At 61.9% G+C, this 18,752-nt stretch carries 18 protein-coding genes; 9 read left to right on the forward strand and 9 right to left on the reverse strand.

Translation table 11 applies throughout. From position 1 onward, the window contains the following. The 4 genes from FSO04_RS22155 to FSO04_RS22170 form a co-directional block, all read right to left on the reverse strand. Positions 1 to 852, reverse strand: coding sequence for a carbohydrate ABC transporter permease (locus FSO04_RS22155; protein WP_154562477.1), 852 nt, complete (start codon positions 850 to 852; stop codon positions 1 to 3). Positions 853 to 871: 19 nt separating this feature from the next. Continuing rightward, entirely contained in the window at positions 872 to 1,777 is a 906-nt protein-coding gene (locus FSO04_RS22160) for a carbohydrate ABC transporter permease (RefSeq protein ID WP_093641242.1), read from the reverse strand. 65 nt (positions 1,778 to 1,842) lie between these two features. Further along, a complete protein-coding gene (locus FSO04_RS22165) occupies positions 1,843 to 3,096 on the reverse strand; it encodes an ABC transporter substrate-binding protein (RefSeq protein WP_154562479.1) in 1,254 nt (417 codons plus the stop codon). Between the two features lie 126 nt (positions 3,097 to 3,222). Beyond that, the gene (locus tag FSO04_RS22170; RefSeq protein ID WP_154562481.1) at positions 3,223 to 4,362 is read right to left on the reverse strand and encodes an ABC transporter ATP-binding protein; all 1,140 of its coding nucleotides are present in this window, start codon (positions 4,360 to 4,362) and stop codon (positions 3,223 to 3,225) included. 205 nt (positions 4,363 to 4,567) lie between these two features. Here FSO04_RS22170 and FSO04_RS22175 point away from each other — a divergent pair, with 205 nt between their 5' ends. The 7 genes from FSO04_RS22175 (at position 4,568) to FSO04_RS22205 (ending at position 12,203) form a co-directional block, all read left to right on the forward strand. Continuing rightward, positions 4,568 to 5,584 (forward strand): LacI family DNA-binding transcriptional regulator, encoded by a 1,017-nt coding sequence (locus tag FSO04_RS22175; protein WP_154562483.1) that lies wholly within the window; start codon positions 4,568 to 4,570, stop codon positions 5,582 to 5,584. A 209-nt stretch (positions 5,585 to 5,793) separates the two neighbouring features. Continuing rightward, on the forward strand, positions 5,794 to 7,266 hold the full coding sequence (locus tag FSO04_RS22180) for an NAD-dependent succinate-semialdehyde dehydrogenase (protein ID WP_154562485.1): 1,473 nt from the start codon (positions 5,794 to 5,796) through the stop codon (positions 7,264 to 7,266). Between the two features lie 152 nt (positions 7,267 to 7,418). Further along, positions 7,419 to 8,318, forward strand: a complete 900-nt coding sequence (locus tag FSO04_RS22185) for a LysR family transcriptional regulator (protein ID WP_154562487.1) — start codon at positions 7,419 to 7,421, stop codon at positions 8,316 to 8,318. Positions 8,319 to 8,565: 247 nt separating this feature from the next. Next, positions 8,566 to 9,888 (forward strand): MFS transporter, encoded by a 1,323-nt coding sequence (locus FSO04_RS22190; protein ID WP_154562490.1) that lies wholly within the window; start codon positions 8,566 to 8,568, stop codon positions 9,886 to 9,888. Between the two features lie 88 nt (positions 9,889 to 9,976). Next, positions 9,977 to 11,017, forward strand: coding sequence for an amidohydrolase family protein (locus tag FSO04_RS22195; protein ID WP_154562493.1), 1,041 nt, complete (start codon positions 9,977 to 9,979; stop codon positions 11,015 to 11,017). Next, entirely contained in the window at positions 11,014 to 11,694 is a 681-nt protein-coding gene (locus FSO04_RS22200) for an RraA family protein (RefSeq protein WP_154562495.1), read from the forward strand. Before FSO04_RS22195 ends, FSO04_RS22200 begins: the two co-directional genes overlap by 4 nt. A gap of 110 nt (positions 11,695 to 11,804) precedes the next feature. Then, entirely contained in the window at positions 11,805 to 12,203 is a 399-nt protein-coding gene (locus FSO04_RS22205; protein ID WP_154562497.1) for a hypothetical protein, read from the forward strand. A gap of 23 nt (positions 12,204 to 12,226) precedes the next feature. Here FSO04_RS22205 and FSO04_RS22210 read toward each other — a convergent pair whose 3' ends face one another. After that, positions 12,227 to 13,081: an AraC family transcriptional regulator gene (locus tag FSO04_RS22210; RefSeq protein ID WP_154562500.1), complete on the reverse strand. Its 855-nt coding sequence runs from the start codon at positions 13,079 to 13,081 to the stop codon at positions 12,227 to 12,229. Positions 13,082 to 13,104: 23 nt separating this feature from the next. Further along, positions 13,105 to 13,818: an alanyl-tRNA editing protein gene (locus FSO04_RS22215; protein WP_168435785.1), complete on the reverse strand. Its 714-nt coding sequence runs from the start codon at positions 13,816 to 13,818 to the stop codon at positions 13,105 to 13,107. 223 nt (positions 13,819 to 14,041) lie between these two features. Here FSO04_RS22215 and FSO04_RS22220 point away from each other — a divergent pair, with 223 nt between their 5' ends. After that, on the forward strand, positions 14,042 to 14,608 hold the full coding sequence (locus FSO04_RS22220; protein WP_154562503.1) for a chromate transporter: 567 nt from the start codon (positions 14,042 to 14,044) through the stop codon (positions 14,606 to 14,608). Positions 14,609 to 14,610: 2 nt separating this feature from the next. Next, on the forward strand, positions 14,611 to 15,183 hold the full coding sequence (locus tag FSO04_RS22225) for a chromate transporter (RefSeq protein ID WP_154562505.1): 573 nt from the start codon (positions 14,611 to 14,613) through the stop codon (positions 15,181 to 15,183). Positions 15,184 to 15,193: 10 nt separating this feature from the next. Here FSO04_RS22225 and FSO04_RS22230 read toward each other — a convergent pair whose 3' ends face one another. The 3 genes from FSO04_RS22230 to FSO04_RS22240 form a co-directional block, all read right to left on the reverse strand. Then, on the reverse strand, positions 15,194 to 16,441 hold the full coding sequence (locus tag FSO04_RS22230) for an enolase C-terminal domain-like protein (RefSeq protein ID WP_154562507.1): 1,248 nt from the start codon (positions 16,439 to 16,441) through the stop codon (positions 15,194 to 15,196). Positions 16,442 to 16,556: 115 nt separating this feature from the next. Then, a complete protein-coding gene (locus tag FSO04_RS22235) occupies positions 16,557 to 17,849 on the reverse strand; it encodes an MFS transporter (RefSeq protein WP_154562510.1) in 1,293 nt (430 codons plus the stop codon). 80 nt (positions 17,850 to 17,929) lie between these two features. Beyond that, positions 17,930 to 18,697, reverse strand: coding sequence for an SDR family oxidoreductase (locus FSO04_RS22240; protein ID WP_154562513.1), 768 nt, complete (start codon positions 18,695 to 18,697; stop codon positions 17,930 to 17,932). Positions 18,698 to 18,752 lie beyond the last annotated feature (55 nt).

The following is an 18,752-nucleotide window of genomic DNA, read 5'->3' on the forward strand; positions in this document are numbered from 1 at the left end:
TCAGCCCTTGCTTGCGCCGAAAGTCAGACCGGCGACGAAATGCTTCTGCATCAGGAAAAACATCAGCACGGAGGGCAATGCGGCGAGTACCGAGCCGGCGGCAACCAGATTCCATGCCGTCGTCCACTGGCCTTTAAGCGCGGCGACGCCCACGGTGATCGGCGCAGCCTCATCGCCTTGCGTGAGGCACAGCGCCCAGAAGTAGTCGTTCCAGACAAACGTGAACACGAGGATGCCCAGCGCGGCGAGCGCGGGACGAATCAGCGGCAGCACGATGCGCCAGTAGATCGTCCATTCGCTGGCCCCTTCCACGCGCGCCGCCTCGATCATCTCGAACGGCAACTGCTTGATGAAGTTACGCAGAAACAGCGTGCAAAAGCCGGTCTGAAACGACACATGAAAAATCACCAGCGCCCACACGCTATTGAATAGGCCCACTTTCAGCGCCATATCACGCACCGGGATCATCAGAATCTGGATCGGTACGAAATTGCCGGCTACAAAGGCGAACAGCACAGCGGTATTGCCCGGGAACCGGTAGGTCGCCAAAGCAAAACCCGCCATCGAAGCGAGCATGATCGCGCCGATCACCGAGGGCACCGTGATCAACACGCTATTGGCGAAGTAATGGAGCATCGGCGTTTGCGTGAGCGCCGTGCCGTAGTTTTCGATTAACGTAAAATGCTTGGGCCAGCCCCAGTAATCGCCTTGCGACAACTCGTCCGACGAGCGGATCGACGTGACGAGCACAGCCAGCATCGGCAGCAGCCATATCAGCAGCGCAAGCGGCAACGACGCTTTGTACAACGTGCGGTTGAGCGGTTTCCAGCGTTCGACGGGAAGCGGATACATGACACGTGACTCCTGGAAATCAGTGTTCTTCGCGCAGCATGCGGCGCAGATGAAACACGATGTAGACGAGCATGATGGCGAACAGCACGACGGCAATCGCCGCGGAATACCCTTCGCGGTAGTACTTGATCGCCTGGTCGTACATGTAATAGGCGAGCACGGTCGAGCTATCGAAGGGACCGCCGCCGCTCATCACCGCAATCAGGTCGAAGCTGCGCAGCGCGCCGATCACGGTCAGCACCACTGCCATGAATGTGGCGGGCCGTAGTTGCGGAAGGATCACGTGCCATAGCAGACGCACGCCTTTTGCGCCCTCCATGCGTGCCGCCTCGACCACTTCGGGATTGATGCCTGTCAGCCCGGTGAGATACAGCACCATGCAAAACGGCGTTTGCGGCCACAGCGCGGCGAAGATGATGCCGAAGGTGACGGTGTGCGGATCGCCGAGCACAGGAATGCCATGACCGACGATCAACCTCAGCAAGCCGAAACCCGGATCGTAAAACCAACTGAACACGAGCCCCACCACCACGCCCGATAGCACGAATGGCGCAAAAAACAGCGACTTCACGACCCGCATGCCACGGATATGCTGGTTCAGATACAACGCGAACAACAGCCCGAGCGGCGGCGCCAACAGGAATAGCGCGAGCCAGATCAGGTTGTTCTTGAGCGCCGTATAGAACGTGTCCGCATGAAACAGTTCGATGTAGTTATCGAAGCCCGCGAACGTCTTCGGCGTCATGCCGTCCCAGTTGTAAAAGCTGAGCGAAATACTGCTGATGATCGGGTAGACCACGCACAGGCAAAACAACACACAGCCCGGCAGCAGGAAGAAAAGCGCCGCGCGGTGCTGATGACGGCGCGTCGTAGAGACGTGCCGGTGCCGCGCCGCGGGTAGGCGGCGCGCTGCGGAATGAGACATGATCGGGCCTCGTCGGAGATCGAAGGCGAGCGCCAGCGCTTGCTGCCTTGCTGGCGCTCCGGGGCTTACTTCTTGTAGATGCGCTTGCGGGTCGCTTCGAGGCGGACCAGCATGGCGTCGAGTTGCGACGGATCGCTGTAGAACTGCTGCATCGCCTTCATGCCTTCGTCGGCCATTTCCTTCTGCATGTCGCGATCGTAGAACTGCGCGATACCGCCCTTCGTGTTCGCGAGGGTCTGGAAGCCGACCTTCGAAATCTCGTCTTCAGGTTCGGCCGACTGGCTGTTCGACGGCAACGTCCCCCAACCCTTCGCGAGATCGGCGTTGATCTGCGGCTGTTCCATGAAGGCAAGCAGTCTGCGGGCATCGGCCTTGTTCTTTGCTTTGGCCGGAACCAGCAGCACATTGACCGGACCGTCTTCGGCCATCGGTACGTTCGCGTCGATCACCGGGAAGCGGAAGAAACCGGTCTGCGGCCGGAGGGACGCCGGAATGCTCGCTGAGAAAAACGTGCCCATCAGCATCATCGACGCCTTGCCATTCACGAGAAACGGCGCAATCGAATCGAGGTCGTAGGAGAGCGCGTTGTCGATGAAGTAGTGATCGTCGATCAGCGTTTTCCACGCGGTGTAGACCTTTTTAACGCGTGCATCGGTGTAGGGAATTTCGCCGGCCATCAACTGCTGGTGGAATGCGTTGCCGTTGATGCGCAGGTCGAGATAGTCGAACCACGCGGCAAGCGTCCAGCTATCGCGCGCCGCGACGGCGATCGGTGCCACGCCGCTGGCCTTCAGCTTCTTGCAGGCGTCGAGAAATTCATCCCACGTTTTCGGTTCGCCTTTGATACCGGCCTTCTCGAACAGATCCTTGCGATAGAAGAAGCCGTAGGCGTCGTAACCGAGCGGCGCGGCGTACTGCTTGCCCTTATACGTCGAGGCGTCCTTCACCGACGCATACTGCTGCGACCAGCCGTTCTTGCTCCAGTCCGAGGACAGGTCTTCTAGCAGGCCGCGTTGCGCGTAATACGCCATGCGCTCGCCGTCGTGCCACGACACGACATCAGGCGGATCGGTGGCGAGCCAGCCGCCCATCTGCACCTTGTACGCTTCCTCGCTGATGTAGGTCACCTTGAGGTCGACGTCGGGATTGGCTTTCTTGAACTTGTCGAACGCGTCCTGCCACGTAGAGCGCTGATTACCGCGCGCCGATACGTTGACGGTCAACGTGGCCGCGTCAGCCGCGGTGGCGCAGAGCGCGCCTGCAACCAGTGCGACCCCAATCGACGCGTATGCCAGACGGCGAAGGCGAAGAGAAATCATCTTATGTCTCCTTGACTACCTTGTTGGCTGACAGCGGCTCGCTGCCAGACGATGTACCCGCTCTTTGGCGGAATAGGGTTTTGTGAACTCGGTGGTGCCCTGGATTCCCGAGATGCGCCAGGCGCCTCAAGCGGCGACCCGCTCGGGCTCGAACGTGCTGCGCCGCAGTGCAACGCCATCCGCATCGAACAGATGACATGCGGCAGGCGGAACGTGAATGCAGATGCGCTCGCCCGAACCAATCGGCGTATCGCCCGCGGCCTTGGCGATGAGCGTGCCACCGGCGTGATCCGCGTGAATATAGCTGTGCTCGCCGAGGCGCTCCGATAGCACCGTGACGCACTGAATAAACTGCTCGTCGCCAGAAAGGCGCAGATGTTCCGGGCGCACGCCGAGCGTGACAGACTGCCCGCGCTGAAGACGTTGACCGTCCACGTGAGCGACCAGCCGTTCGCCGCTTTCCGTCAGCGTGACGGCCACCTTGCCCGCTTCGATCGAATCGACCACGGCATCGATGAAATTCATTCGCGGCGAACCGATGAAGCCCGCCACAAAGCGCGACTTCGGATGGTGATACAACTCGAGCGGCGCGCCGCTCTGCGCGATGCTGCCGAAGCGCTCGGCATCCGCTCCTGCATGCAGCAACACGATTCTGTCGGCAAGGGTCATCGCCTCGACCTGATCGTGGGTCACATAGACCACGCTCGCGTTCGCGAAGCGCTGGTGCAGGCGGGCGATTTCGACACGCGTCTGGCCGCGCAATGCGGCGTCGAGATTCGACAACGGTTCGTCGAACAGGAACACGCCGGGCTCACGCACGATGGCCCGGCCGATCGCAACACGCTGCCGCTGCCCGCCCGAAAGCGCTTTCGGATAACGGTCAAGGAAGGCGTCCAGTTGCAGAATGCGCGCGGCTTCGTGCACCTTCCGGTCGATCACGTCCTTGGGTTGCTTCGCGAGTTTCAGGCCGAACGCCATGTTGTCAAACACGGTCATGTGCGGAAACAGCGCGTAGCTCTGGAACACCATCGCCACGCCGCGTCCGGCGGCGGGCACATCGTTCATGAGGCGGCCGCCGATGTGCAGCTCGCCTTCGCTCAGGTCTTCGAGACCGGCGATCATTCTCAGCAGGGTCGACTTGCCGCAACCCGAGGGCCCGAGAAACACGCAGAACTCGTGCTGCGCGATCTCGAGATTCACGCGCCGGATCACCGGCAGATGGTCACCGTACGACTTCTGCACGTTCGTAAGACGAATCGTTGCCATGCTGCTGCCTCCTTGATTTAACCGCTTAAATTTCTATGAAAAATAAACGGCTGGCTCTTGTGCAGCAGGCATTTAATCGCTTAAATTCGAGTTCGAAGGGAAAAGTCATAGTGGGTGTCTCCGCTGTATTTTCCAGCAAGTTATCAATGTCGCCGGTTGCTTGCAACATTTGAATCGCGCTCCCTGAATATGGGATAAACAGAACATGGTCACCCTTTCCGAAGTCGCAAAGCGCGCACACGTTACTGCCGCCACCGTTTCCAACGTCCTGCGCAACCGCGAGAAGGTCCGCCCGGAGACTGCCGAACGCGTGCTCAAGGCGATCGCCGATCTCGGCTACCGGCCCAATCTGAACGCCCGCGCGCTGGCCGAGGGTCACTCGTCGACCTTGGCCTTGATGTTGTCGAACATCTCGAACCCGTTCTACCCCGAGTTCGTGTTGGCCGCCGAGCGAGCGGCACGCAAAGCCGGATACTTCCTGATGGTTTGCAATACCGACGACGATGCGGAGGTCGGCCGTGCGTATCTGAACCAGATCGCCGGCACACTCGCGGACGGTGTCCTCGTGATGAACACGGACATCAAGTTCAACGATTTGTGCGCGTCGGCCACGCACGGCGCGCCGATCTTGCTGGCGATGTGGGAACACCCGGAGGCGCCGCCCGCCCTGCCCTGCATCGCCGTGGATTTTGCTCATGCGGGTGCGCTTGCCGCGAGGCATCTGCTTGAATTGGGTCACCGCGAGATCGGTCTTCTGATCGGCGACGGGTGCGGCGGCTTGCAGGATGCGCGCTCCAACGGATTTCGCGCGGTGGTGCACGAGGCCGGTATCGAAACAGACGCGGCCGCAGTGCTGCAGATCCGCGACTCGATCGACGCTGGCTACGCCGCCTGCATGCAGTTGATGGCGAACCGCCCTCACCTCTCCGCGATTTTCGCGACCAACGATCTGCTGGCGATCGGCGCGGCACAGGCGTTGATCACGCTTGGCCGCGCCGTGCCGAACGACGTGTCGGTCATCGGCATTACGGACATTCAACTGGCGCACCAGGTGCATCCTGCGTTGACGACGGTCGCGATCCAGACGGCAGCCGTCGCGGAGTTGTCGATCGAGAGCCTGATCCGGCTGATCCAGACGCCTGAACAGCAACCGTCGATGGTGCTCGCGCCGCCGCCGCAACTCATTGTGCGGGCGTCGACGGGACCGCGGCGCATGAGTTGAGGCGCGAGCCTGTGCGTACAGCAGGCCGCGCAACAGGGCCGTCGCCAGCCGCCACCCATCCCGGCACGGTGCCTTCACCGCAGATTCAGCAGAAAATGCTGTGGCGGCCCGAAAAAAACGCTCCGTGCGCCGTCCAGACCTCGATTGGCGATTTCATCGACTGTCGCGCACGGGTAGCATCGAAGCATCAATCTGAAGGAGCAACCCCGATGTCTCTCGCATTGACCCGCAAAGAACTGATTCGCCCGCAGAACCTGATCGACGGCAAGTGGATCGACGCCGCCGACGCCGCGCGCTTTCCCGTCACCAACCCGGCCACCGGCGAATTGATCGTCGAAGTCGCGAACAGCGGCGCAGCGGACGCCCGCGCCGCCACCGACGCCGCGGCCCGCGCGTTCCCCGCATGGCGCGACAAGCTGCCGCGCGAACGCGCGGAGATTCTGCGCCGCTGGCACGCGCTGATCGTCGCCAATACCGAAGACCTCGCCAAGCTGATGTCGACGGAACAAGGCAAGCCGCTCGCGGAAAGCCGTGGCGAAGTCGCCTACGGCGCCTCGTACGTCGCGTGGTTCGCCGACGAGGCGACACGCATCTACGGCGATCTGATCCCGCAGCAACAACGCGGCAAACGCATGAGCGCGGTGAAGGAACCGGTCGGCGTGGTCGCGGCGATCACGCCGTGGAATTTCCCGCTGGCGATGATTGCGCGCAAGATCGCGCCCGCGCTCGCGGCTGGATGCACGGTCGTGGCCAAGCCCGCGGAAGACACGCCACTCACGGCGCTCGCGCTGGCCGCGCTCGCCCAGGAAGCGGGCTTGCCGGACGGCGTGCTGAACATGCTGTCGGCTTCGCGTGAACAGGGCATTGCGGCGGTCGCTGACTGGCTCGCCGACGGACGCGTACGCAAGATCACGTTCACGGGCTCGACGCCGGTCGGCAAGCATCTCGCCCGCGAATCGGCTGGCACGCTGAAGAAGCTGTCGCTGGAATTGGGCGGCAATGCCCCCTTCATCGTATTCGACGACGCCGATCTCGACGCGGCGGTCACCGGTCTGATGGCATCCAAGTTCCGCAACGGCGGTCAGACTTGCGTGTGCCCGAACCGGGTTTATGTGCAATCGGGTGTCTACGCGCGTTTCGCCGATCTGCTCGCGAAACGCGTCGCCGCGCTGAAGGTTGCGCCCGCAACCGATCCGGACGCGCAGATCGGCCCGATGATCAACGAACGCGCAATCGACAAGATTGCCCGGCACGTAGAAGATGCCGTCAAACACGGTGCAAAAGTGCTGACTGGCGGAAAGCGCCTGACCGAACTCGGCCCGAACTACTATGCACCGACCGTGTTGACCGACGCGCGGGACGACATGATCGTTTGTTGCGAAGAAACCTTTGGGCCCGTTGCGCCGCTGTTCCGTTTCGATGACGAAGCCGAAGCGATCCGTCTTTCCAATGACACGCCTTTCGGCCTCGCCGCCTACTTCTACACGCAGGACGTGCGACGCATCAATCGCGTCGCAGCCCAGCTCGAAGCGGGTGTGATCGGTATCAACGAAGGCGCCGTGTCGAGCGAAGCGGCGCCGTTTGGCGGGGTGAAAGAATCGGGCTACGGCCGCGAAGGGTCGAAGTACGGGCTCGACGATTACATGTCGATCAAGTATCTGTGCCAGGGCGGACTGGATTAAGGAGCCGCCGCGCGTTCCATGATCTGGCGCCCCAACGCGGCCTCTTCGAGGAGCCGCTGCGGCGCCAGAACTTCCCCCCGGGCGCACCGGCATTGCACCGTCCACCGCATAACCCGTTATCCTCTTCCTACTGAAGATCAGGAAAAACGGATATGAATCTTAGGGCGTTGCAGTGCTTCGTGATTCTGGCGGAGGAGCTCAATTTCAGCCGCGCCGCCGAGCGCTTGCATATCGCGCAGCCCGCGTTGAGCCAGCAGATCCGATCACTTGAGGAGCGGCTCGGCACGCAACTGGTCGATCGGGCAAGACGCCCGCTGAGTCTGACCGAAGCCGGCCACTACCTCTGCACGGAGGCGCGTCAGATACTGGGTTCGTTGGAACAGGTGTCCCTTACAGCGCAAGAAATCGGTGTCGGCCGGCGCGGCTGGCTCAGCATCGGCTTCACGCGCTCGGCGATGTACAGCATCCTGCCGCCCGCGCTCAAGGCGTTTCACAACGCGTTCCCTCAGGTCGAACTCAAGCTTTTCGAGTTGCTCACCGAGGAACAAACCGATGCGTTGCGCGACATGCGCATTCACATCGGCATCGGGCGACAGCCGCTCGCGATTGATGGCTGCACGTCCTATCCGCTGCTGCGCGAGCGTGTCATGGTCGCGCTCGAACCGGGTCATCCGCTCGCCGCGCACAAGACCGTGCGAATTGCCGAGCTCGCCGATACGCCCTTGATTCTGTATCCGAAGCACCAGAACGCACAGTTCAAACGCTCGGTGCAAACGCTCTATCGCGATGCGGGCGTGACTCCGGTTGTCGCTCACCAGGCCTATGAAATTCAAACCGCGATTGCACTCGTAGCAGCGGGCCTCGGCGTGACGTTCATCGGCGAATCGGTTGCACGGCATGGACGCACGGACGTTGTGTTCCGCCACCTTAGTGGTCCCGGTTCGTCATACCGATCGACGCTCGCGGCCACCTTTCGCACCGACGATGCCTCACCGCATCTGCGCGCCTTCCTCGCCTGTCTCCCCGCGCCGCTTGCTGACGCCGCACTATAAGTAAAAACCTATACAAGCATAAGCAAGCGGTCTTGGACTCTCCGTCCGGGCGTTCTTATCATTGGCTTCACGCTTCAGCCACCGCCCGTTCATGAGCGCATCAGCGCATACAGGCACGAGCGGCGGCCGCTGAAGTCCGGCCGTCAAACGTGCGGCCAACGGGACACTGCCGGCGTTCGATCCGGCAGGCCAACCATAAGAACGCCGCCACGGCTGATGAAGCCGTCGCAGCAAGGTAGGAGACAGCATGACCTCATTCGACGAAGCCGCCACCATGCGCAAAGTGTACGGGCGATTAATGCCCCTGCTCTTTGCGATGATGTTCTTCAACTATCTGGACCGGATCAATATCGGATTCGCCGCGCTGGACATGAACAAGCAGTTGGGCTTCAGTCCAGCCGTGTTCGGTTTCGCGGGCAGCATCTTCTTCGTCGGCTATATGTTGCTGGAAGTGCCGAGCAATCTGTTGCTGCATCGGGTCGGCGCGCGCCGCTGGATCGCGCGCATTCTGCTGACGTGGGGCGCGGTCGCGGCAGCCACCGCCTTCGTCTTCAACGATTCGAGCTTCTATGTGTTGCGCTTTCTGCTGGGCGTGATGGAAGCGGGCTTTTTGCCGGGCGTAGCGGTCTATCTGACGAAATGGTTTCCGGTGCGCTACCGGGCGCGCGCGGTGGGCGGCTACATCATCGCGGGTTCGTTTTCGGCAGTACTGGGCGGTCCGATCTCGACAACGTTGATGACCTACGCGAACGGCATTCTCGGTTTGCAGGGATGGCAATGGATGTTCATCCTCGAAGGCCTCCCGGCGATGGCGCTCGGTCTGCTGACGCTGCGCATCATGACCGAACGTCCGGCCGACGCCAAATGGCTCTCCGATGACGAAAAGCGTTGGCTCGAATCGACGCTCGCAGCCGAACGCGAAGCTGTGGGCGGTAGCACCCATTTTCCGCTGCTGCGCGTGGCGAGTGACATCCGCGTATGGAGTCTCGCGTGTCTGTTCGGCTGCGCGCTGGTCGGCATTTATGGCCTGTTTCTGTGGCTGCCGCAGATCGTCAAGAGCCTCGGCCATCTGAGCAACATCGAGGTCGGCTTTCTGTCCGCCGCGCCGCCGCTCTTGGGCGTGTTGGGCACGTTCCTGATCAGCCGCAGTTCCGATCGCACGGGCGACCGCAAGAAGCACCTCGCCTTCGTGTACGGCATGAGCGCATTGGCGATTGCCGGCAGTGCGTATGCGCCGAACCCTGTGATCGCCTACGCGCTGCTGTGCCTGACTGGTTTGTTCATCTATGCGGGTAACCCGCTGTTCTGGAGCCTCGCGTCGTCGTTCAGAACGGGCGCTGCGGGCGCCGCGACGATCGCGCTGATCAATACCATCGCGCAGTTCGGCGGTCTGGTCGGTCCCTGGAGCATCGGGCTGGTGCGCAACGCCACCGGCAACTTCAAGCTGGCCTTGCTGACGATTGCAGCGTTTCTGGTGGTCGCGACGATCATCGCACTCGTGATGCGCGTCACGCCGGCTGAAGACGAAGCCGCCTCGCTCGCGACCGGCGACCCTGCCCCGCGCATCTGAGCACCGTGACCGACGAAACAGCGAAGGCAGCGAACGCATAGCGCGGACAGGTAAACATCCACAAGGACACCAACGGGTTTTTCACACCATGATCATCGATTGCCACGGTCACTACACCACTTCGCCGCCGCAGCACGAGGCCTGGCGCGCGCAGCAGATCGCCGCGCTGAAAAACGGCGGCTCGCCGCCACCACGCCCCCTCATTACGGACGACGAAATTCGCGAGAGCATCGAAACCGGCCAGATTCGCATCCAGCGCGAACGCGGCACCGACCTCACGATCTTTTCGCCGCGCGCCGCCGGCATGGGGCATCACCTCGCCACGGCCGAAGCCAACGCCGTTTGGTCGAGCGAATCCAACGACCTCATCCATCGCGTGGTTTCGCTGTTTCCGCGCAACTTCGTCGGCGTGTGCCAACTGCCGCAGGCGCCGGGCGTGGCGCCGGCCAATTGCATCGCCGAACTGCGGCGTTGCGTGGAAGAGCTGGGCTTTATCGGCTGCAATCTGAATCCGGATCCTTCCGGCGGACATTGGTCGGGGCTGCCGATTACGGACCGCTCGTGGTATCCGCTCTATGAAGCGATGGTGGACCTCGACGTGCCTGCAATGATTCACGTGTCCTCGTCGTGCAATCCGAATTTTCATGCGACGGGCGCGCATTACATCAACGGCGACACCTCGGCGTTCATGCAGTTGCTGCAGGGCGATCTGTTCGCCGACTTCCCGACCTTGCGCTTCATCATTCCGCACGGCGGCGGCGCGGTGCCCTATCACTGGGGCCGCTATCGCGGACTCGCGCAGGACATGAAGCGGCCGCTGCTCAGTGAATACCTGATGAAGAACGTGTTCTTCGATACCTGCGTGTATCACCAGCCCGGCGCTGAGCTGCTCGCCAAGGTCATTCCTGTTGAGAACATCCTGTTCGCCTCGGAAACCATCGGTGCGGTTCAGGGTATCGATCCGGAAACCGGTCACTACTACGACGACACGCGGCGCTATATCGACGCCATTGAATGGCTCAGCGCCGCGGACCGTCAGCGCATCTACGAAGACAACGCCCGCGCGGTGTACCCGCGGCTGTCCCATCAACTCGAGCAGCAATTCGCCACGCAAGGGGCAACGATATGACTGTCACTACGAATCCCATCGGCTGGCGCGAACACGAATCCGCGCCTCAGGCCAACCCGGCAACGCTCGACGCATTGCGTGAACTGGCGGTTTCTCTCCTCAGCGACAACATGGCGCGTGCGAGCGGCATGGTCGGCTTGCGGCCGTATCATCAGCCCAAACCGATGGCTGGCACGGCGGTCACGGTCCACACCCGCCCCGGCGACAACCTCGCGATCCATCGCGCGTTCGACTTTTGCCGGCCGGGCGACGTGCTCGTGATCGACGGCGCAGGAGATCTGACGCAAGCGCTGATGGGCGAGATCATGGCCAGCTTCGCGGAGAGTCTGGGCGTGCAGGGCCTTGTGATCGACGGTGCGATCCGCGATGTCGGCGCGCTACGTCAGCGCGATTTCCCGGTATACGCGCGCGGCGTGACGCATCGTGGGCCTTACAAGAACGGCCCTGGCGAGATCAACGTGCCGGTCACGGTCGGCGGGATGGTGGTTCATCCTGGGGACATCATCGTTGGCGATGAAGACGGTTTGCTCGCGATCTCGCCGGCTGACGTAGAAGCGGTGATCGAAGGCGCGCGGCGGCAGAATGCGAAAGAAACGGCGGCGTTGAAGTCGATCGCCAATGGGTGCTTTGACCGTTCGTGGGTCGTGCCGCATCGCGACCGGATGATGAACGGCTGACTTCACGCACGACGCCAGAGCGTGCATGATGCTGGCTGGTTCCTGCCGCGTAGCTTGAGTCGCGGCGAACCAGCTAACATCGTCCTAAACCTGCAGGAATCGTGTGCCTCATGGCGGAATATCTGAACGCTGCAATGCTCCTTGAACTTGCGCAACGTGCGGAAGAGCGCACTGCCGCGCCTTGCATGTGTACAAAAACGCCGCTGGACGGTTGGCACTCGCAGCCGCTGTCTCTCGACGAAACGCAGTTCAAGGAAGTCGGCACGCTTGCACCGGAGGACGATCCGGAACCGACGTTCAGCGAATACCTACCGGGCAAAACGACCTACTGGTCGGCCGACGCACCGATCGCACCGCGTTACTTCCCATACAACCGCTGTGCCGTCTGGCAGTGCGGGTTATGCGACCGTCTTTATCTGCGGTACACGGAAGGGGGTGGCTACTTCGTCGATCGCAGGATTCGCGCTATACAGTCGGCACTGATCGAGGACATTCCGCTTCCCGAGTAACGCTAGAGATGCAACGCGCGGAGTTAATGCCCCGGCTTCAGCGCCGCATACGTCCCCGGCGTGATCCCATAGGCCCGCTTGAAAAGCCGGTTGAGATGGCTTTGATCGTAAAAGCCGACGGCCGCGGCAGCGCTCGCCGCACTGTGCCCCGCCGCAAGCATGCGTTTGGCCGCGAGTAGCCGCACCTGCGTTGCGTAGGCGTGCGGCGGCAGGCCAAACTCCTTGCAGAAGGCACGCGTGAGGTAATAGCGGCTCAGCCCCACCAGTTCCGCCAGCTCATCGACCGGAATATCGCGCGCATAGTTGGCGGCAACGTACTCCCGCACCTGCGCCATCTTGTGGGCTTCGCGCCGCGCCTCGCCGAGCTCGTGTCGCGATTGTCCATATCGTCCGACCAGCATCCCCATCGCCGCCCACCAATTCGCCTGCCGCTCCATCAGCGAGACCGAGCCGTGCTGGTCGAGACTCGCATGCGCTTTGACCAGCAGGCCGGCCAGATGCGCATCCTGATAGAGCCCCGGCGGGATCAGAAGCGGTTTGTCGGAACGCGAGTCCGGTGAAAACACAGCACCCAGCGCGCCCAGGCCTTCCATGTCGAGATAAATGGCGCGGTAATTCCATTCGCGGCCTTCCCACACCTCGCCGCTGTGATATTCGCCGGGTCCAAACACGAGCACGCTACCGGGTCCGGCGACATCGCTGCCGGTGCGCGTATGACACTGCCCCGCACCGGACTGCGTCATGACAATGACGAGTTCGTCGTGCAGATGCCGGTCGAATTTGTGCTCGCCGTAGCGGGCGCTGGCGAGACAGGCGCCGTCGAGCGCGCCGTCTCGCCAGCACACCACTTCCGGCTCGCTTTTATCCGATGTGTCCATGGCTCGCTCTCCCGGGATGCCCTTCAAACCAGCTCGATTCTGACCCGGCGATTGCGGCGCCCCTTGTTTTCTATCTTCACGATGCGGATCGGTTTCGATTGCGCCGTGTTGGTCAGATGCGTGCCGCCGCAAGCCTGCCGGTCCAGGTCGCCGATTTCGACGATCCGCACCGTGCCGTCGGAGGTCGGCGGCGGCGCCACCGAGAGGCTGCGGATCAGGCCCTGCGTCGATTTTGCCTCCGCTGCGCTGACGTAGTAGGTCCATACGTCCATGGCGCTGCGGATCACCTCGTTGGCCGGTTCCTCGAGCAGGCGCAATGCATCGTTGTCCGCCTCAGGCAGATCGAAATCCATGCGGGCGGTGCCGTCGGCATTGATCTGCGCGCCGGTCACGAGTGCGCCGGCGAAGCGCTGATACACGAGGGCGTTGAGAATATGCGTGGCGGTATGAAGCTGGGCGACGGTGGCGCGCCGGGCCGCGTCGACGGCCACGTGGACCTCGCCGTTCAGTTCGAGCGGCTCGTCGAGCAGATGCCAGAGCATGCCGCCTTCCGGCGCGACGCCGGTAATGCGGACGGCGCCGTGCGCGTGGGTCAGGGTTGCGGCGTCCGAGACCTGGCCTCCGCCGCCCGGGTGCAAGGCCGTGCGGCCTAGCACGACGGCGCCGGGCCGCGAGGCGATCACGCTCGTTTCAAACTCGAGTAAGTCCGGCTGCTCATGGCAAAGATAGTGCGCCACCTTGAATTCCCCGCATGAAATGACTGATTACGCCTAGGATACTCAGTCTCATGGGAGGTCGTCTTGGTCAAAAATGCTCTGTGCGGTTGGGGCCGGACCATCAGTTTCACGGCGTCCGGAAACAAACCCCCGGTTGATATAATTTTCCAGTCGCCTATGACCGGGCACGCTCACCAGAAGCAAATATTTCGCCCGTCATACGTCAATCTGACTGGAAGATTCGATGTCCCAACAAATTGCCAACACGAGTCGACCGCCCACCCTCACCGGGCTTTTCCTTATATTCAGCCGTATTGGACTCACCAGCTTCGGTGGTGGCCTGAGCGGTTGGCTCCTGCGCGAATTCGTCCAGGATCGCGACTGGATCAGTGAAGAAGACTTTTTGAACGGCCTGGCCATCTCTCAAGCGCTGCCGGGCATCAACGTCAAAAACATGGCGATCTGGATCGGCCACCGTCTGCTCGGTTGGCGCGGCGCGTTGCTGGCGGTTGCCGGCATCATCATCCCACCCGCGATCGTCATCATTATTCTCGGCACAGTCCTCAGTCATCTGCTGCAGTATCCGCTCGCTCACATCCTGCTTGCGGGCGCAGCGGCAGCGGCCACCGGCCTGTCGTTGTCGATGGGCGTGACGACCGCACGCCGGGTGCCACGCAGACTCCTCCCGCTGCTGTTCCTCGCGGGTACCTTCGTCGCGGTCGGCATATTGCGCCTGCCGCTGGTGTGGGTCGTGATCGGCGCGGGAGGCCTGAGCGTGCTGTTCGAATACATCAAACTGCGCAAAGCCTGACCATGTCGAATCGCGTTCTTCTACAGCTTGCGGCCGTTTTCGCGCCCCTGTCACTGGTGACGATAGGCGGTGGCCAGGCCATCATCGCCGACATCCAACGGCAGGTTGTCGACGTGCATGGATGGCTGACACATGCCCAGTTCGGTGTCGACTTCGCCATCTCGCGCATGGCGCCCGGCCCCGGGTCGCTGCTAGCCACCTTGATCGGCTGGCAGATTGCCGGGTTCTGGGGCGCCGTGGTGGCCACACTGGCATTGCTCGCCCCGACCGGCATCCTGATCTACGGCGTGACCCACATCTGGACGCGCTATAAAGGCGCGGCGTGGAAACTGGCGCTCGAGCGCGGGCTGCGCCCCGTCGCCTCCGGCATGATTCTCGCCGCGGGATGGGTTCTGTTGAAATCTCTCGACGGTGGGCTTCCGGCTAAAGCGATTGCCCTCATGTCAGTGGGGACGCTGCTTGGCACGCGGATCAATCCGCTGCTTCTGTTGCTTTGCGGTGCGTTGATGCTGCTCGGTATGTACGAGCTTGGCGCCAGCCTTCCGTCCATCCTTCAAGTTCACATGGCAAGCTAGTGCAATTCCGTCACGGCGTCTGCAGCGTGCCGTCCTTCAAGCGGGTTTGCGTCCACGTCGTCACGGTGTTTTCGCAAGGATATTTCGCGGCCTCGGTTTCGTCGATGTCCACGCCCAAGCCCGGTTTGTCATTGGCATAAACGTGTCCGTTCCTGAATTCCGGCAGACCCGGGAAGACATCCAGCAAGGCGTCTCTCGGCCCCTTAAGGTCCTGGATCACGAAGTTCGGCGGCTCGGTTCCCGACCATTCCTGCACGCCGAAATTGCGCGCGGCGAGATCGATATGGATATTCGCTGCATGCGCCAGCGGCGACATATCGCCCGGACCGTGCCATGCGGTCCGTACCCCGAACTGCTCGGCGAATATCTGCAGCTTACGGCCTGCGGTGATGCCGCCGATCTGGCTGAGATGCACACGAATAAAGTCGATCAGGCGCTCGGTGATCAGAAACCGCCATTCATACGGGTTGTTGAACAGCTCGCCCTGGGCCAACGGCGTAGTCGTTTTGGCGCGTAGCTGACGCATCCATTCGCCTTCCTCGAGCGCAATCGCGTCTTCGAGAAAGAACAGCTCGTACTGTTCCAGCTCGCACGCGAAGCGGATCGCTTCAACCGGCTTCAGGCGTTCATGCACGTCATGGCACAACTCGACGTCGAAACCAATCTTGCTGCGAATGCCGTCGAACAGCTTGAGCGTCTCCCGCATGTACTTTCTGCTGTCGAGATACACGCCATCCGCGGCGCCTTCGGGCGCGCTCGCTGGCGCCTTGCCGAAGCTACCCCCGCCATAGCCGCCGCTCTGGCAACGAATATGCGTGATGCCCTGCTCGCGATACTTCTGGATGTTCTCGCACAACTCGTTCAGATCGCGACCGTCCGCATGGCGATAAATCGGCACGCCTTCGCGGCACTTGCCGCCGAACAACTGATAGAGCGGCATGTTCGCCATCTTGCCCTTGATGTCCCACAGCGCCATATCCACACCGGAAATCGCGTTGTTCTCGATCGCACCGTTGCGCCAGTACGCGTTCTGATGCATCAGTTGCCACAGTTCCTCAATCGTCTCGGCGTCACGACCGATCAGCAACGGCCGCAGGTATTCCTCGATGAGGCACGTCACCGCCACGTGCCGGTAGGCGAATGTCGCGCATCCGAGACCGACCAGACCGGGCTGGTTAGTCTCGATCTTCACGACGATCAGGTTGATGCCTTCCGGCGCGGTCAGGATGACCTTTACATCGGTAATCAGGGTTGCCATGTTCTGTCTGCCAAAATCGAATCAATCAAACGAAGTCGAATTGCGCTCTTCTTCGCCAAAACGTGACGTCCGAGGTGTCAGGAAAGACGGACCTGCGCGAGAGATTCCCCGGGCGTTACGTGCGACGCAACGACAATGAAGCAGCACGCTTGGCGTGCTCGTCGGCATTCGCGGGCACGGTCATCATCAGGATCACCGAGAGAAGCAGGCCGGCCGCCATGAAAATATACGAAGCCGCCGGGCTGCCGGTCGCGCCGTTCAGATAGCCCACCACCCACGAACCGAGAAACGCCCCCAACGCACCGCATGCGTTGATGAGGCCGATCGCGCCGCCCAGCACGTTGCTCGGAATCAGTTCCGGCACGAGTGCGAAGAACGGGCCATACGGCGCGTACATCGTTGCACCTGCAACGACCAGCAGCGCGAACGAGATCCAGAAGTGCGAGCCGCCGATCAGATAGGAAGCGACGAACGCAATGGTCCCGACGAGCAGCAGCGGCCAGACGAACAGCTTGCGATTACGCGTCTTGTCCGAGAGCCACGACGCGAGCAGCATCAGGATGATTGCGGCGAGATAAGGCACAGCGGCGAGCCAGCCCACCGACACGATGTCGATCGTCGAGGCGGCTTTGAGGATCGACGGCAGCCACATGATGAAGCCGTACACGCCGATGCTCCACAGCGCATGAATCGCGCAAAACTTGATCACGATCGACGAACGGAACGCTGCCTTGTAATTACGCACCGGCGCGATATGGGCCTGCTCGGCCGTCAGGCGCGCGTCGAGTTCAGTCTTTTCGGCATCGCTCATCCAGGGCGCGTCGGCCGGACGGTCTTTCACCGTGAACCACCAGACCACGGCCCATGCGATGGCAGGCATGCCCTCAAGGATGAACATCTCGCGCCAGCCGAAACTGCGAACCAGATAGCCCGACACCACCGACATCCACAGCACCGTCACCGGATTGCCGAGAATCAGGAACGTGTTGGCGCGCGAGCGCTCGCTGCGTGTGAACCAGCGGCTGATGTACATCAGCATCGACGGCATCACGGCCGCCTCCACGACGCCGAGCGTGAAGCGCAGCACCATTAGCATCGGAATATTGCTGACCATGCCGGTCGCCGCCGCGCACAATCCCCACAGAATCAGACTGAAGAAGATCAGCTTCTTCACGCTATTGCGCTGTGCGTAAATCGCACCGGGCACCTGAAACAGGCAGTAGCCGAGAAAGAACAGCGAGCCAATCAGCGACGAAGTGCCATGGGTGATGCCGAGATCCTTGTCGATCCCGGCCGCGGCGGCGAAGCCGTAATTCGCGCGGTCGAGATAGGCGAGGCTATACGTGATGAAGATGATGGGCATCAGATACCACCATCTTTGAGTTGCTACGGGTTTGACGCTTTCCATGATGTCTCCGGATCAGTGCGGCGCACGAACTATCTGATGCGAGTGGCTGTTTGTTTTGGTCTACTCGCGTGGACCTGCTTTTAAAGAACGGCTAGCCAGCCACCATCGACGTAGATGATCTGGCCGTTCACATAGCTCGACGCCGGTGAAGCCAGATACACCGCCGTGCCGACGAGTTCTTCCGGCTTGCCCCAGCGTTGTGAGGGATTGCTGCTCTTGACCCATGCGTCGAAAGCGGCGTTCTCGATCAGCGGCTTGTTCATGTCGGTCAGGATGTACCCCGGGCCGATCGCGTTCGCCTGAATGTCCGAGGCCGCCCACTCGGCGCTCATGGCGCGGGTCAGCATCTTGATGCCGCCCTTCGCCGCCGTATAGGCGCCGACCGTCGCGCGCCCGGTTTCGCTCGTGAGCGAGCCGATGTTGATGATCTTGCCGCCCGTGCCGCGCGCGATCATGCGGCGCGCGGCCTGCTTCGCGACGATGAAGGCGCTCGTCAGATTGGTGTCGATCACGCGCTGCCAGTCGCTCAGTTCGAGTTCGACGAGCGGCTTGCGAAACTGGATGCCGGCGTTGTTGACCACGATATCGACTTGCACGCCGTCCTTGTCCCACTGCGCGAATGCGTCGGCAACGGCGCTTTCGTCGGTCACATCGAAGGCGCGGCCTTGCGCATTGAAACCCTTGTCGCTCAGACGGGCGACCGCTTCGGCCACCGTGTCGGCGCGCGTGCCGTTCAGGATGACGTTCGCACCGGCGGCCGCCAGTCCCTCGGCAAGCGCGAATCCGATGCCGCGCGCCGAGCCGGTAACGAGTGCCGTGCGGCCGCTCAGATCGAATAGCTGTGTCATGCGTGTGTCCTCTCGATGTTCAGAAACGAGGCGCGAGTGCGCCCCTCGCGATCCC

The organism is Paraburkholderia madseniana, from assembly GCF_009690905.1.
Lineage (GTDB): Bacteria > Pseudomonadota > Gammaproteobacteria > Burkholderiales > Burkholderiaceae > Paraburkholderia > Paraburkholderia madseniana.

Bases quoted from the DNA above. Each gene is read 5' to 3' on its own strand.
- FSO04_RS22160 (WP_093641242.1), bottom strand. From the start codon at position 1,777: ATGTCTCATTCCGCAGCGCGCCGCCTACCCGCGGCGCGGCACCGGCAC.
- FSO04_RS22190 (WP_154562490.1), top strand. From the start codon at position 8,566: ATGACCTCATTCGACGAAGCCGCCACCATGCGCAAAGTGTACGGGCGA.
- FSO04_RS22235 (WP_154562510.1), bottom strand. From the start codon at position 17,849: ATGGAAAGCGTCAAACCCGTAGCAACTCAAAGATGGTGGTATCTGATG.
- FSO04_RS22225 (WP_154562505.1), top strand. From the start codon at position 14,611: ATGTCGAATCGCGTTCTTCTACAGCTTGCGGCCGTTTTCGCGCCCCTG.
- FSO04_RS22205 (WP_154562497.1), top strand. From the start codon at position 11,805: ATGGCGGAATATCTGAACGCTGCAATGCTCCTTGAACTTGCGCAACGT.
- FSO04_RS22165 (WP_154562479.1), bottom strand. From the start codon at position 3,096: ATGATTTCTCTTCGCCTTCGCCGTCTGGCATACGCGTCGATTGGGGTC.
- FSO04_RS22210 (WP_154562500.1), bottom strand. From the start codon at position 13,081: ATGGACACATCGGATAAAAGCGAGCCGGAAGTGGTGTGCTGGCGAGAC.
- FSO04_RS22220 (WP_154562503.1), top strand. From the start codon at position 14,042: ATGTCCCAACAAATTGCCAACACGAGTCGACCGCCCACCCTCACCGGG.
- FSO04_RS22185 (WP_154562487.1), top strand. From the start codon at position 7,419: ATGAATCTTAGGGCGTTGCAGTGCTTCGTGATTCTGGCGGAGGAGCTC.
- FSO04_RS22240 (WP_154562513.1), bottom strand. From the start codon at position 18,697: ATGACACAGCTATTCGATCTGAGCGGCCGCACGGCACTCGTTACCGGC.
- FSO04_RS22200 (WP_154562495.1), top strand. From the start codon at position 11,014: ATGACTGTCACTACGAATCCCATCGGCTGGCGCGAACACGAATCCGCG.
- FSO04_RS22180 (WP_154562485.1), top strand. From the start codon at position 5,794: ATGTCTCTCGCATTGACCCGCAAAGAACTGATTCGCCCGCAGAACCTG.
- FSO04_RS22175 (WP_154562483.1), top strand. From the start codon at position 4,568: ATGGTCACCCTTTCCGAAGTCGCAAAGCGCGCACACGTTACTGCCGCC.
- FSO04_RS22170 (WP_154562481.1), bottom strand. From the start codon at position 4,362: ATGGCAACGATTCGTCTTACGAACGTGCAGAAGTCGTACGGTGACCAT.
- FSO04_RS22195 (WP_154562493.1), top strand. From the start codon at position 9,977: ATGATCATCGATTGCCACGGTCACTACACCACTTCGCCGCCGCAGCAC.
- FSO04_RS22155 (WP_154562477.1), bottom strand. From the start codon at position 852: ATGTATCCGCTTCCCGTCGAACGCTGGAAACCGCTCAACCGCACGTTG.
- FSO04_RS22230 (WP_154562507.1), bottom strand. From the start codon at position 16,441: ATGGCAACCCTGATTACCGATGTAAAGGTCATCCTGACCGCGCCGGAA.